At 35.0% G+C, this 12469-nt stretch carries 16 protein-coding genes and 1 pseudogene; 5 read left to right on the top strand and 12 right to left on the bottom strand.

Features of this window, described 5'->3' with window-relative positions:
* Window positions 1-53 precede the first annotated feature (53 nt).
* Complete coding sequence (locus HRG09_RS02615; RefSeq protein ID WP_302480762.1) at window positions 54-1748, bottom strand: glycoside hydrolase family 13 protein; 1695 nt, start codon at window positions 1746-1748, stop codon at window positions 54-56.
* Between the two features lie 239 nt (window positions 1749-1987).
* On the opposite strand from HRG09_RS02615, the gene HRG09_RS02610 reads away from it, so the two are divergent.
* Entirely contained in the window at window positions 1988-3088 is a 1101-nt protein-coding gene (locus tag HRG09_RS02610) for an ABC transporter ATP-binding protein (RefSeq protein ID WP_174099206.1), read from the top strand.
* A 73-nt stretch (window positions 3089-3161) separates the two neighbouring features.
* On the opposite strand, the gene HRG09_RS02605 is transcribed toward HRG09_RS02610, so the two are convergent.
* From HRG09_RS02605 to HRG09_RS02595, 3 genes are all read right to left on the bottom strand, one after another.
* A complete protein-coding gene (locus HRG09_RS02605; protein WP_174099205.1) occupies window positions 3162-3671 on the bottom strand; it encodes an SDR family NAD(P)-dependent oxidoreductase in 510 nt (169 codons plus the stop codon).
* Window positions 3672-3736: 65 nt separating this feature from the next.
* Window positions 3737-3835, bottom strand: a complete 99-nt coding sequence (locus tag HRG09_RS02600; protein ID WP_174099204.1) for a flagellar motor protein — start codon at window positions 3833-3835, stop codon at window positions 3737-3739.
* A gap of 311 nt (window positions 3836-4146) precedes the next feature.
* The gene (locus HRG09_RS02595) at window positions 4147-4602 is read right to left on the bottom strand and encodes an RDD family protein (protein WP_174099203.1); all 456 of its coding nucleotides are present in this window, start codon (window positions 4600-4602) and stop codon (window positions 4147-4149) included.
* A 158-nt stretch (window positions 4603-4760) separates the two neighbouring features.
* Between HRG09_RS02595 and HRG09_RS02590 the strand changes: the two genes are divergently transcribed.
* The gene (locus HRG09_RS02590; protein ID WP_375335743.1) at window positions 4761-5186 is read left to right on the top strand and encodes a DUF3997 domain-containing protein; all 426 of its coding nucleotides are present in this window, start codon (window positions 4761-4763) and stop codon (window positions 5184-5186) included.
* A 33-nt stretch (window positions 5187-5219) separates the two neighbouring features.
* On the opposite strand, the gene HRG09_RS02585 is transcribed toward HRG09_RS02590, so the two are convergent.
* The 4 genes and pseudogenes from HRG09_RS02585 to HRG09_RS29615 all read right to left on the bottom strand — a co-directional run bounded on the left by HRG09_RS02585 (window position 5220) and on the right by HRG09_RS29615 (window position 6653).
* Window positions 5220-5405 (bottom strand): hypothetical protein, encoded by a 186-nt coding sequence (locus HRG09_RS02585; protein WP_174099201.1) that lies wholly within the window; start codon window positions 5403-5405, stop codon window positions 5220-5222.
* A 236-nt stretch (window positions 5406-5641) separates the two neighbouring features.
* On the bottom strand, window positions 5642-6394 hold the full coding sequence (locus HRG09_RS02580) for a hypothetical protein (protein ID WP_174099200.1): 753 nt from the start codon (window positions 6392-6394) through the stop codon (window positions 5642-5644).
* A gap of 41 nt (window positions 6395-6435) precedes the next feature.
* Window positions 6436-6567: pseudogene (locus HRG09_RS29475) on the bottom strand (DUF4184 family protein); the annotation flags it as partial.
* Window positions 6543-6653 carry a DUF4184 family protein gene (locus HRG09_RS29615; RefSeq protein WP_254610006.1) on the bottom strand — a complete coding sequence of 37 codons (111 nt, stop codon included), beginning with the start codon at window positions 6651-6653 and terminating at the stop codon, window positions 6543-6545. The pseudogene HRG09_RS29475 and the gene HRG09_RS29615, both read right to left, overlap by 25 nt.
* 600 nt (window positions 6654-7253) lie before the next feature.
* Here HRG09_RS29615 and HRG09_RS02570 point away from each other — a divergent pair.
* Window positions 7254-8012: an AAA family ATPase gene (locus HRG09_RS02570; RefSeq protein ID WP_174099199.1), complete on the top strand. Its 759-nt coding sequence runs from the start codon at window positions 7254-7256 to the stop codon at window positions 8010-8012.
* A gap of 50 nt (window positions 8013-8062) precedes the next feature.
* Here HRG09_RS02570 and HRG09_RS02565 read toward each other — a convergent pair whose 3' ends face one another.
* From HRG09_RS02565 to HRG09_RS02555, 3 genes are all read right to left on the bottom strand, one after another.
* Window positions 8063-9238 (bottom strand): acetyl-CoA C-acetyltransferase, encoded by a 1176-nt coding sequence (locus HRG09_RS02565; RefSeq protein ID WP_174099198.1) that lies wholly within the window; start codon window positions 9236-9238, stop codon window positions 8063-8065.
* Window positions 9239-9377: 139 nt separating this feature from the next.
* Complete coding sequence (locus HRG09_RS02560) at window positions 9378-9827, bottom strand: NUDIX hydrolase (RefSeq protein ID WP_174099197.1); 450 nt, start codon at window positions 9825-9827, stop codon at window positions 9378-9380.
* A 120-nt stretch (window positions 9828-9947) separates the two neighbouring features.
* Window positions 9948-10241, bottom strand: a complete 294-nt coding sequence (locus HRG09_RS02555) for a DUF3928 family protein (RefSeq protein ID WP_174099196.1) — start codon at window positions 10239-10241, stop codon at window positions 9948-9950.
* Window positions 10242-10633: 392 nt separating this feature from the next.
* Between HRG09_RS02555 and HRG09_RS02550 the strand changes: the two genes are divergently transcribed.
* The gene (locus HRG09_RS02550; protein ID WP_174099195.1) at window positions 10634-11251 is read left to right on the top strand and encodes an ImmA/IrrE family metallo-endopeptidase; all 618 of its coding nucleotides are present in this window, start codon (window positions 10634-10636) and stop codon (window positions 11249-11251) included.
* Window positions 11252-11362: 111 nt separating this feature from the next.
* Window positions 11363-12139, top strand: a complete 777-nt coding sequence (locus HRG09_RS02545; protein ID WP_174099194.1) for a 3-hydroxybutyrate dehydrogenase — start codon at window positions 11363-11365, stop codon at window positions 12137-12139.
* Window positions 12140-12183: 44 nt separating this feature from the next.
* Here the strand turns inward: HRG09_RS02545 and HRG09_RS02540 are convergent, their stop codons facing one another.
* The gene (locus tag HRG09_RS02540) at window positions 12184-12345 is read right to left on the bottom strand and encodes a YvrJ family protein (RefSeq protein WP_174099193.1); all 162 of its coding nucleotides are present in this window, start codon (window positions 12343-12345) and stop codon (window positions 12184-12186) included.
* Window positions 12346-12469 lie beyond the last annotated feature (124 nt).

Here is a 12469-nt window from a genome sequence, read left to right as displayed (position 1 = left end):
ATAGCGAAGTAAAATATAAAAGCCTTGTGTCAGAAATTACACAAGGCTTTTTATTATTTTAATTTGTATGCTCTCGCTTCATATGGCTGTAAATCGATACTCTTAACCCCTTCATCTCGTACATCATAATTGTGTATCAATAATTCTGAACTATTATAATGTAGTCCTTCTGGCATTTCAAATATACAGTTATCCTCAGTAAAGTTCGCAATAACAAGTAATTTTTCATCTTTCCATGTTCTCACATAAGCAAAAATGGAAGGATGTTCTTCTAAAATTAAATCATACGTTCCATACACAATCATTTCATGTTTTTTACGAAGTTCAATTAATTCTTTATAGTAATAAAAAATAGAGTTCGAATCTTGTAACGCTTGCTCTACATTGATTTCTTTGTAATTAGGATTTAATCCAATCCATGGTTTCCCCGCTGTAAACCCACCATGCACAGTGGCATCCCATTGCATTGGTGTTCTAGCATTGTCTCGCCCTTTTATATAAATCGATTGCATTACTGTTTCTTCATCTTCACCGCGTTCTATTACTTTTTCACGGTACATATTCAGCGTTTCAATATCTCGGTAGTCATCAATCGAATCAAAGTGAACATTTGTCATTCCAATTTCTTCTCCTTGATAAATATAAGGAGTCCCTTTCATCATATGAAGTACCGTCGCTAACATTTTCGCTGATTCTATACGATATGCTTTATCGTTACCAAAGCGAGAGACAACACGAGGCTGGTCATGATTATTCCAATATAAACTATTCCAACCTGTTTGTTCTAACGCTTTCTGCCATTTTGTTAAATTCTGTTTTAATGTAAGGAGTGAACATGGCTTTACATCCCACTTTCCTCCCTTTCCAGAATCTAAATCCATATGTTCGAACTGAAATACCATCTGTAGTTCGTGACGTTCTTCAGCTGTATAAAGTTTAGCTTCCTCTGTTGTTACACCAGGCGTTTCACCAACTGTCATAATATCGTATTTGGACAATACCTCTTGATTCATTTCATGCAAATATGTATGGATATTCGGCCCATTCATAAAGTGTTGATGCCCAGATACATAACCGTCTTCCTCTGTCTTCACAGCTGGCAATCCTTCTTCTTTGGAAATAAAATTAATTACATCCATACGGAAACCATCAATCCCTTTTTCAAGCCAAAACCCCATCATCTCATAAACCTCTTTTCGCACCCGTTCATTATCCCAATTTAAATCTGGTTGCTTTTTAGAGAATAAGTGTAAATAATATTCACCTGTCGTTTCATCATACTGCCAAACGGAGCCACTAAAAGCTGCCCCCCAGTTATTTGGCTCTTTTCCATCTTTCCCAGGACGCCAAATATAGTAATCTCGATATGGATTATCTTTTGACTTACGAGATTCGATAAACCAATTATGCTCGTCGGACGTATGGTTAACAACTAAATCCATCATTAATTTCATATTACGTTTATGCATTTCGCTTAATAATTCGTCCCAATCTTCCATTGTCCCAAAATCATCCATAATCTTTCGATAATCACTGATATCATAGCCATTATCATCATTTGGAGATTCATAGACTGGTGATAACCAAATAACATCTATACCTAAGTTTTGTAAATAATCAAGCTTTGCAATAATTCCGCGAAGATCACCAATCCCATCACGATTACTATCCATAAAGCTACGTGGATAAATTTGATATACAACACTTTCTTTCCACCATTGTTTTTTCATCATGCTACCCCATTTCATTTTTTAAATCAAAAAATCCCAGGCGCAAACGTTTTCATTAATGAATGATAACAGATTTTAAAATAAATGAAAACAGCGCTTACAATTTTTATAATCTATTTAAGTGATTTCACTTTTCATTCTACATAAATTATGAAAACGTTTTATTTTTTTATCCCTTTTTATTTATTTTTTGATTTCATTCGTATATAATGAACTCAAAGAAAACGTTTGCATAATTTTTTCTAGGGGGAAAAGTCATGGCAGAACTAAAGTTAGAAAACATTTATAAAATTTATGATAATAACGTCACAGCAGTAACAGACTTCAATTTACACATTCAAGATAAAGAGTTTATCGTTTTCGTTGGTCCATCTGGATGTGGAAAATCCACAACATTACGAATGGTAGCTGGACTTGAAGACATTTCAAAAGGGGCATTTTCTATTGATGGTAAGTTAATGAATGATATTCCTCCAAAAGATCGCGATATTGCAATGGTTTTTCAAAACTATGCACTCTATCCACATATGAGCGTTTACGATAACATGGCATTTGGATTAAAGCTTCGTAAAATCCCAAAAGACGAAATTGATCGCCGTGTAAAAGACGCAGCTCAAATTTTAGGACTTTCGGAATATTTAAATCGAAAACCAAAAGCATTATCTGGTGGACAACGCCAACGTGTTGCGCTAGGTCGTGCGATCGTCCGTGACGCAAAGGTTTTCTTAATGGACGAGCCGTTATCAAATCTAGATGCAAAATTACGTGTAGCGATGCGCTCCGAAATTTCTAAACTGCATCAAAGACTTGGAACAACAACAATTTATGTAACACATGATCAAACCGAAGCGATGACAATGGCTTCACGCCTTGTCGTTATGAAAGATGGAAAGATTCAACAAATCGGCTCTCCGAAAGAAGTATATGAAACGCCAGAAAATATTTTCGTTGGTGGATTTATCGGCTCTCCTGCAATGAATTTCTTCCGTGGTAAATTAACAGAACAAGACTTTGTTATAGATGCTAAGGTAAAAATTAAAGTATCTGAAGGCAAAATGAAATTATTACGCGAACAAGGTTATGTGAATCAAGAAGTTGTACTAGGGATTCGTCCAGAAGATATTCATGATGAACTTCTATTTTTAGAAGCTTCACAAGGAACAACATTTACAACTCAAATTGAAGTTGCAGAATTATTAGGTGCAGAATCTATTTTATATATGAAACTTGGAAATCAAGATTTTGCAGCACGCGTTGATGCAAGACATACTTTTGCACACGGTGATCAAATTAAACTTGCATTTGATATGAATAAAGCACATTTCTTTGATAGTAAAACTGAAAAACGCATTCGCTAAAATAGCACTTTTCTTTGCATCATACAAATACAAAAAAACCGTCCACATATGTATTTTGGACGGTTTTCTATTATTATACTAGGGTTCCTACTGTATGAAGTGACTGTTCTTTTGTACTAATAATACCGAAAATAGGTAAATCAGTTAACATTATTTCTTCTTGGTGTTTCATAAACGATGATGTCAATTGTTTTATTTCTATCCAAATATCATTAATACAAAGCACATTGGAATCGTTCTCTTGTTGCCGCGAGAAAATAGAATCTATTTTATACAAGCCAGCATTATTAAATAGCACATCAATACGATTATAAGCGTCAATCGCTACTTCAATGACATGTTGCCAATCTCCTTGTTTCGCCATATCATGAGTAACAAAAAGTGCATCTCCACCTAAATCTACAATTTCCTCTGCTGTTGCTTGTCCATTTTCCTTATCAATATCCGTCACAATTACTTTTGCACCTTGTTTTGCCAACAAAAGAGCTGTACTACGTCCAATACCGATGCCACCGCCAGTTACAACGGCAACTTTTCCTGCAAGCTTCATCGTCATTACCCCTTTTGTAAGTCTTACCGTCATTCAGTATACTCCTTTCGCCTGTAGCTCTGCAAGCAGGAAAAGTCAATATCATTATTTGTAACCATTTACTTGTTTGTTTTCTCTTTTTTCTTACTATTATATTGATCAAAAGCTAGACCGATAAAAATAAGTATCCCCCAAAAAATTAAGCTGCTTTCTGTCATTTCGATCTCCCCCTTGTTGTATAACACGTTTTCTTCATTATATCATTTTCTTAATTTTCAATCTAATAAAAATAGGCAGTGTTAAAAACTGACTTTCTAACACTTCCTACATCAATATGGAGGTACTCTATAAGAAATGTCCGCCTTATATGAACTTCATTATACCAATTAAATTTATCAAGTTTTATAAAACTTTAAGGCTACACATATTTTTTAATAAACCTAAATAAAACCCCTTTTTGAATAGCATATTGCCTTTCAAAAAGGGGTTTTACAAAATATAAATTTTTATCATTCTATTCTATTATTCTTTAAACGCGACTCATCACTTTCGTTTTCATAATTAGATCATGGAAGCCACAATTATCTTGACGGAACAACATCATATATATATTACAAATAGATGGAATTCCTAGTAGCAATATGTTTGGTAATAACAATACAAAGAACCGTAGTGTTAGCGTTTGAATTGTTAACTTTTCACTTGTTAATGATATAAGTCTTGTTCGTGTAATTTTTTTACCAATTGTACAGCCGTTCCATATAAATGGAACAATAATAAAATATATAGCCATTAATATAAAAACAAGCATAAGGTCATATCGGTAATCACCTAAGCTTATATTAAAACGATTGAAAATGGCTCCATAATTTCCCGTTGCAATTGCCACAACCGCACCGTACATAACCGAGATGATAAACATATCAATAATGGAGGCACCTATGCGATTCATTACCACCGCTGGACGATGCATCTTTAACTTCATTTTATGTCGACTCCTTTGCATCCTTCTTTACCTGCTTCATCGTACCATTTCTAAAAACCATTGTAAATAACTCATATATTGGCGTTTCTTTTCCGTTTCCTGTACAATGTGTTTACAAACAAGCATTTGATAAGGAGGGCCTCATATTGAAGCGATTGATGACCGCAATTGCTATTATGCTGCTGACTGGTTGCGCAGCAAACTCTAGCCACTCAGCTTACACCATCAATGATGAATATGAACTAATAAATACTTCCGGAAATGCATTTGAACTTTTCCCAAAACAAGACGCTGTATACGCTACACAATATGTACCAGCTAAAATTGTAGAAATTGCCTGGGACGATATATATATTATTGCAAAACAAATTGAAGAAAAATCTGATCCCAATAACCCGGAATCTAGTATTATAAACAAACAGAGTGAACATTATTGGATTATTGATATGAACAACAATCGACGTTTTGGTCCTTATAATGAAAAACAATTTCAAGAACAAAAGGAAGCATTTCGAATTTCTAAACAATTACAAACTGTAGAAGTTTATTTAAACGAGCAAAATAAACAATCAGCAAACCCCTAAACAACAGCTGTTTGTTTCAAAACCAAAACTATTTTAGTCCATCTGCTGATTTAGATAACTTAGATGCTTCTCTTTTATTGTGATAACAGTACCGCATTTTTTACAAATTTCTACCTCCGCGACTGTTTGTGCAAATAAAGTAAGATAGTTTTTTTGGTTTGGTGCTATCGTTGTTTTTTCTATCTCTTTACTACCACATTCGTAACATCTTTTTTCCATTTCCCTTCCCCCTTTGCACTTTATAATACATTCGCTTTGATTTGACAAATTTCCTGTTCATTTTCTATGTAAATCCATTTAGTCTTTCAACATATAAGTCGCTCATTCGAAGAAGAAAGGAGCCTGCTACTCATTTTCTTCTTGAGATAGAACTGGAACAGGATCTGACCGCTTCTATGCAGGACTGTATCCTCTCTCCTAACTAAAATAACTCGAATTTATATATAAAAAACATCTCACTTAGAAAGTGAGATGTTAAATGTTTGTGGTTCTACAACCGTTTCATGTGCATCACCTGTTGCAAGGACATCTGTTGTAAATGCAATTTGAGTAACCTCTTTTTTCTCATCCTCAAGTATTAATCCAACTATTCCTTCCCTGGTCTCGCCTGGTTTGTACTCTTCCCTTGTAACACTTTTTGTACCTACAAGCGTATCCTCTTCATATAAGAAATTTTGTTTGGGAACATTAAATTGTTGTGTTCCATTAATCGTAACATCATTCAGAGAGAAAAACTGCATATCTTTATCTCCACTATTTTCTACTTTATATGTAATTTCGACATAACGTACTTTATCTTTAATGTCTTTTCCACTTAACGAAGCGTACAATTCAGCATCTTCTCGATTGACTTTATCCCCAAGTCTACGTTGCACTTCTTCTGGACTTAATGCTGTATATACCTTCAATGTATCTTTTGCATCTTGACTCATTTGTGATAATGCGATGACCTTTACATCTTGCACGTGAATTTTCATTGGAGCTACTTCAAACGTTTGATTCACATGCTTTAGTTGTTCTAATTTATACGTTCCCCATCCTTTTTCTTTTACAACCTGTCCAACCTTCTTTAATTCCTTGCCACCATATTCAGTCGTCTCTGGAATCGATTCTTTCTTCTTAGCTTCTTTTTTTTCTTCCTTTGGAAAGCAACCACTTAGTACAATGAGAAAACTACATAAAATACAAATACTTTTCCATATTTTCATCTTCTTATTACCCCTAACACTCTCATTCATAATTAACTAGATTATTTACTTATTTTATATACTGCTGAAACAATGAATATACCACAAAAAACACTTGTAGGTCCGGATACTATTATACTCCCTATTTGTAAAATTTGAAAATACGGGTCTAACAATGCATGTACAGTAAACACGCCAAGTGCTGTGATGTTACTGAAACATATCGTTGTTTCTTGCAAAAAGGAATGACAACAGCAGGATGTGCAAATGTAAACGGCATATGTTACTCCCTTCTAAACATTAAAACTGCAGTTCTATTTAAATCCAAATTAAAACATCAAACTCTTTTTTTAGGTGAGCGAGATCATCCAGCCATGTATGGAAGCGGTCAGTGCCTTTTTTCGCCCCATGCCGTGTGAAAACCAAAAGAGGAAATACGTGGAGAACTGTTCTTGTTTTCATAACCGCAACTACTATGTCAAAAAGTCAAAATGGATTTATATAGAATATAATCTATCATAACGATATCAATTCTTTATATGCAATACTTATTTTGACATTGGAATATCTATACTTTAAATGCTATAATCAAAATGTAATTTTTAGGAAATGAATGTGATATAATTTTTCACTAATACTTGTATTTTTCCTTATTCTATTCGTTTTTTTCTATGAAACCACTTAAACATAATTAAATATATCCCAAGTATGATAGACTTTATTACCGCGGTATTAATTTTTTCTTTCAAGAAAAATACATATGGATGGGAAGGATTAGGTTTTAAAGTTCTACAATTTATTATTTTTCTCGCAATTTGCCTACCCCTTGTATTTGCAGCTATATTAAAAACGAAATCATCCATGAATTGAGGTCTATATATTGAATGAACATACGCCTTTTCTAAAAAGTGTCTCCTTGCAAAAAGAACAGATCCCTAGCTTTTCCGTGTATCCATATTGCTTACCTGCGATTCGAACATTGCAATCACTCACTTTCCATCCTAATGTAACATTTATTATCGGAGAGAATGGAACTGGAAAATCAACATTACTAGAAGCAATCGCTGTCGCTTTGGGATTTAATGCAGAAGGTGGTACAAAAAATTTCCGTTTCACTACTTATGATTCTCACTCTTCTCTGTACAAATATATCCGCGTTGCTAAAAGCTTTGCTACACCCAAAGATGGATTCTTTCTGCGGGCAGAGTCATTTTATAACGTTGCTTCCTACATTGATGAGGTGGATGCAAATGAGGATGCCATATTAGGCAATAAGATAATTGATTCCTACGGTGGTATATCCTTACATGATCAATCTCATGGGGAATCATTCTTTTCTTTATTTATGAATCGTTTTTCAGGACAAGGTTTATATATTTTAGACGAGCCTGAAGCCGCTTTGTCCCCCATGAGGCAACTTTCTATGCTTATTCGGATGAATGAATTGGCTGGGCAAGGGGCACAATTCATCATTGCAACACATTCTCCTATTCTAATGGCTTATCCAGAGTCCGCTATTTATTCTTTAACACAAGAAGGAATCCGTGAATCGACTTTAGAAGAAACTGAACACTATCAAACAACAAAACTCTTTTTTGAAAATCGTGATCGGTTATTCCATCATTTGTTTCAATCATGAATTTGAACTCTTATCAATAAAAAAAGAAGCAGCAAATTGCTGCTTCTTTTTTACAACGCTTCTATAAATAACGCTACTCCAATGCCACCACCGACACAAAGAGATGCGATACCTTTTTCTAGTCCACGTCTTCTTAATTCGTGAATTAAGCTTACTGTAATGCGTGCTCCTGTGCAACCAATTGGATGTCCAAGACCAACACCACTTCCGTTAACGTTTACTTTCTCACGGTTTAATCCAAGCTCTTTCTCAACCGCTAAATATTGTGCCGCAAACGCTTCATTAATTTCTAATAAATCAGCATCTTCTAATGACCAATTTACTTTCTCTAACCCTTTACGAATTGCTGGTGCTGGACCAATTCCCATAATCTTCGGATCTACCCCAGCTACAGAATAACCAACAATTCTAGCTAATGGTTGTAAACCTTTCTCCTTAGCCTTTTCTTCACTCATTAATACTAAAACTGCACTTCCATCATTAATACCGGACGCATTCCCTGCAGTTACGGATCCACCTTTACGAAATGCTGGCTTTAGCCCAGCCAATTTTTCAGCTGTAATATCCGCACGTGGATGTTCATCCTTTGAAAATACTACTTCTTTTCTACGTTCTTTTATTGTAATAGGAACAATTTGTTCATCAAAATAACCTGATTCAATTGCTTGAAGCGCTAATTGATGGCTACGTAGCGCAACTTCATCTTGTTCCTCTCTTGTAATTTCATATTGTTCAACTAAATTTTCAGCTGTTTCTCCCATCATAATATGATGGATTGGATCTTCTAAAACTTCCCACACCGTATCACGGATTTCTCCATGCTGAAGACGCTGTCCCCATCGGTGCTGTTTTAATGCATAAGGGCTTGAGCTCATCGCTTCTACTCCACCCGCAATAACAACATCACTTACACCTAACTGAATTTGCATTGCTGCTGACATAATCGCTTGCATACCTGAAGAACATTGACGCTGAATTGTATAACCTGTAACTGTTTCTGGAAATCCTGCTGCTAATGCAGCTGTTCGCGCTGTATTTGCTTCGTCTGTTCTTTGAATACAGTGTCCTAAAATGACTTCATCCACTTCATGAGGGTCTACTCCACCTCTTTTGACAGCTTCTTGAAGTACAGGAACAGCTAATTCTACTGGCGTTACATTTTTTAGTGCTCCTCCAAAAGTTCCAATTGGCGAACGAACTGCGGCTGTAATGACAACATTATGCATCTTGCACTTGCCCCTCTCTTATGTACCCTAGTAAGTTTTTGGATGGAATAGCAGAAGATGTATATCTGAACTTATCATACTACAAACATACCGAAAAATCAAAATATTTCATATAGTAAAAAAAGGGGGAATCCCCCCTCTATTCCGTTAATGCGTATAAGAATTTTTGTAAAATTTTCTCTGTTGTTTTATTTAAATTCGGTAACTTTTCAGCAGGAAAATACTTGAGATCCAACCCTTCTTCATCAAGCTCTACTTTACCACTCACGTGATGCGCTTGGTATAGATGAATTACATTATAAATTTCATCTCCATTTGGATAACGATAATATACATCTTTTCCAGAAAGGACACCAAGAAACTGCAACATCTTCGCTTCTAATCCTGTTTCTTCAAAAAGCTCTCGCCGAGCCGTTTCTTCCGTTGTTTCACCTAACTCCATTGCCCCACCTGGTATACCCCAATCATATGTATCCGAACGGTATTGAAGCAATACCTCTTGCTTTTCATTTAATATGATCACAGCTGATCCTACAAGAATTAACGGTCTTGTACCGACTGATTTTCGTAACTCCTCAATATACCCCATTATAACTCTCTCCTTTCCTCACCCTTCCTTATCATAGCAAAATTCTTTATTTTTTTGTGACATGCAAAAAAATATTCTTACTAACAAAAAAAGGAAGCATCTGCTCCCTTCTCATCATTTTTATTTTCGAAAACTTTCATATTTAACCGCTTCAAACGCATTTTCAATCTCTTCGTTTCGATAATGAACATATGTAAAACGTCCTAATTCTACTAATCGAGCAATTTCCTGTAATGCTTTTTGCTTTTCATATGTCTCTTCAATCGTTACATGTACATAAAATTTCATAAGTGGATGTTCATATAAAGCTTCTCCAACTTCTACATATACATTTTCTACCCCTTGAACCACTCTTACATAACTTGCAAACTGATAAACAGCTTCTCGATCTGAAACAATTTTTAATGTATACATACATTCTCCCCCCTTTTCTTTTACTATATCAAAATGAACCGCATATAATTTAATTAAACTATGAATATTTTCCGACTTCTTCCATTCATTCGTATATCCTATTCATTCATCTACATCTTCTCAGTTAAAAACATAGCTATGCATAAATGAAAACTTTATTTAACCCTTACCAATTCGACTTTTATAGGCGATTCTCCCATCTAACTTCTTTGCTTTCACTAAATTTTGAGGTAGGAGCCTTACTGCCTGTTACTGTGAGATAAAATATATTATATTTTATCACCAATTCCAACACATCAAAATACACCTAATTTTTAGGGATTCTATCCATACACACCCGTTTCATTTCACATAGTATATCAATAAACTATTTTCCATTTGAGGTGTTTCTAATGGATCCGTACGTAAATATATGTATTTGTATTGCCCCAGGCTCCGATATTACAGACAATCGCATTGCCAAAGACTTAGCAGTTGCTGAATCAATATGGCACCCCATTTCATTTCAAATTAAAGATGTCATTATCCTAAATGAATCATTTACATTCCATGATGGTGAAATTAGCTATATGGATTCTGTCCAGAACCAACCTAAAGTTTCTTCCTTTTTTAACACCTGTTCATCAGAAGTTCCAGATTGTGATATTTATATTTGTTATATCGGAAGTAATTATTTTAAAGAGCAATCCGTAATTGCATGTGCTTATTCGTTCATTATAAACCAAATCCTCACAGGTTATATCATTCTTACTAATGCTGCTTCTCCTATGAAAAATATATATACACTCGCTCATGAAATCGGTCATATTTTATTCACACGACGTATAGAAGGTAGGCTTACACATGCTGACCCTCACTCACAAACCGGTTCTGAACATCACCCTTCTTCCACAAACCTCATGTATCCAATCGTACCTCGTCCTGATCAAGTACACATTGAATCTTTATTAACAAAAGAACAGCGATCATTATCTTTACAGAGTTCTTTATTACACAGAAAAAAACAGTAACCATATTAGTTACTGTTTAAAATAAAATATTCCGATTCTTTGCAGGATTTTCATTGTATTCCCTCTAAATAGAGCAATAAGATAAACTTTATATAAAGGAGTGCTCTCAACATGGTTTCAAATCGTGTCGTCTTTTTAACAGGTGCTGCAAGTGGAATTGGTTATGAAATGGGAAATGCTTTTGCAAAAGAAGGAGCAAAAGTGGTGATTAGTGATCGTCTTGAAGATCGTGCGAAGGAAGCTGCTGAACAGTTATGCAGGGAAGGTTATGAAGCAATAGGTCTAAGATGTGACGTTACATCTGAGCAAGAAATATCCGAGGCTATTTCTGAAACTGTTACAACATTCGGCTCACTTGATGTGTTAATAAATAATGCTGGTATGCAACATGTTTCACCTATCGAAGAGTTTCCAACAAATAAGTTTGAACTTCTGATTCAAATTATGCAAATCGCACCGTTCATCGCAATAAAACATGCTTTTCCAATTATGAAAAAACAAAAGTATGGACGCATTATTAATGTTGCTTCTATTAATGGGCTTGTTGGATTTGCTGGAAAAGCTGCCTATAATAGTGCGAAACACGGTGTAATTGGTTTAACAAAAGTTGCTGCTTTAGAAGGAGCTACACATGGCATTACGGTAAACGCTCTCTGCCCCGGCTATGTAGACACACCACTTGTTCGAAACCAACTCCAAGATTTAGCGGCAACAAGAAATGTTCCACTAGAGCGTGTATTAGAAGATGTGATTTATCCACTCGTACCACAAAAACGATTGCTAGCTGTAGAGGAAATTGCCGATTATGCTTTATTTTTAGCAAGTGAGAAAACAAAAGGAGTAACTGGTCAAGCGGTCGTTATTGATGGGGGATATACAGCACAATAATCTTTGTAACAAAAGGCTTTGCTCATTGAGAGCAAAGCCTTTTGTTATTTTGTTTCATGCGGATCTTCATATCTTGTCATCTGTTGTGGTAATTTCTCAATCGCAACAATTACACCATCTAATTTACTTTCAATACGATGCAGTAAATATAATGTCACAACAATTGGAAATCCAACATTACCGATCATAGATATCCATTCCTCCATCTATTTCTCCTCCCTTCTTTTAAATAAATAAGCAAAAGAAAGGAAATTGGGTAATAAAGAACAAGATACTGTATATATTTAATTTTTCTACACATAAGTCACGGTTATGCCATCTCAAGAAGTT

It is taken from the genome of Bacillus sp. Xin1, from assembly GCF_013314535.1.
Classification (GTDB): Bacteria; Bacillota; Bacilli; order Bacillales; family Bacillaceae_G; genus Bacillus_A.
The sequence above is the reverse complement of the archived record's forward strand: the minus strand, read 5'-3'. Positions and strand labels throughout refer to the sequence as shown.

Coding starts and splice junctions, on each gene's coding strand:
- HRG09_RS02615 (WP_302480762.1), bottom strand. CDS start 1,748: ATGAAATGGGGTAGCATGATGAAAAAACAATGGTGGAAAGAAAGTGTT.
- HRG09_RS02610 (WP_174099206.1), top strand. CDS start 1,988: ATGGCAGAACTAAAGTTAGAAAACATTTATAAAATTTATGATAATAAC.
- HRG09_RS02605 (WP_174099205.1), bottom strand. CDS start 3,671: ATGACGGTAAGACTTACAAAAGGGGTAATGACGATGAAGCTTGCAGGA.
- HRG09_RS02600 (WP_174099204.1), bottom strand. CDS start 3,835: ATGACAGAAAGCAGCTTAATTTTTTGGGGGATACTTATTTTTATCGGT.
- HRG09_RS02595 (WP_174099203.1), bottom strand. CDS start 4,602: ATGAAGTTAAAGATGCATCGTCCAGCGGTGGTAATGAATCGCATAGGT.
- HRG09_RS02590 (WP_375335743.1), top strand. CDS start 4,761: ATGACCGCAATTGCTATTATGCTGCTGACTGGTTGCGCAGCAAACTCT.
- HRG09_RS02585 (WP_174099201.1), bottom strand. CDS start 5,405: ATGGAAAAAAGATGTTACGAATGTGGTAGTAAAGAGATAGAAAAAACA.
- HRG09_RS02580 (WP_174099200.1), bottom strand. CDS start 6,394: ATGAAAATATGGAAAAGTATTTGTATTTTATGTAGTTTTCTCATTGTA.
- HRG09_RS29615 (WP_254610006.1), bottom strand. CDS start 6,653: ATGCCGTTTACATTTGCACATCCTGCTGTTGTCATTCCTTTTTGCAAG.
- HRG09_RS02565 (WP_174099198.1), bottom strand. CDS start 9,238: ATGCATAATGTTGTCATTACAGCCGCAGTTCGTTCGCCAATTGGAACT.
- HRG09_RS02560 (WP_174099197.1), bottom strand. CDS start 9,827: ATGGGGTATATTGAGGAGTTACGAAAATCAGTCGGTACAAGACCGTTA.
- HRG09_RS02555 (WP_174099196.1), bottom strand. CDS start 10,241: ATGTATACATTAAAAATTGTTTCAGATCGAGAAGCTGTTTATCAGTTT.
- HRG09_RS02550 (WP_174099195.1), top strand. CDS start 10,634: ATGGATCCGTACGTAAATATATGTATTTGTATTGCCCCAGGCTCCGAT.
- HRG09_RS02545 (WP_174099194.1), top strand. CDS start 11,363: ATGGTTTCAAATCGTGTCGTCTTTTTAACAGGTGCTGCAAGTGGAATT.
- HRG09_RS02540 (WP_174099193.1), bottom strand. CDS start 12,345: ATGGAGGAATGGATATCTATGATCGGTAATGTTGGATTTCCAATTGTT.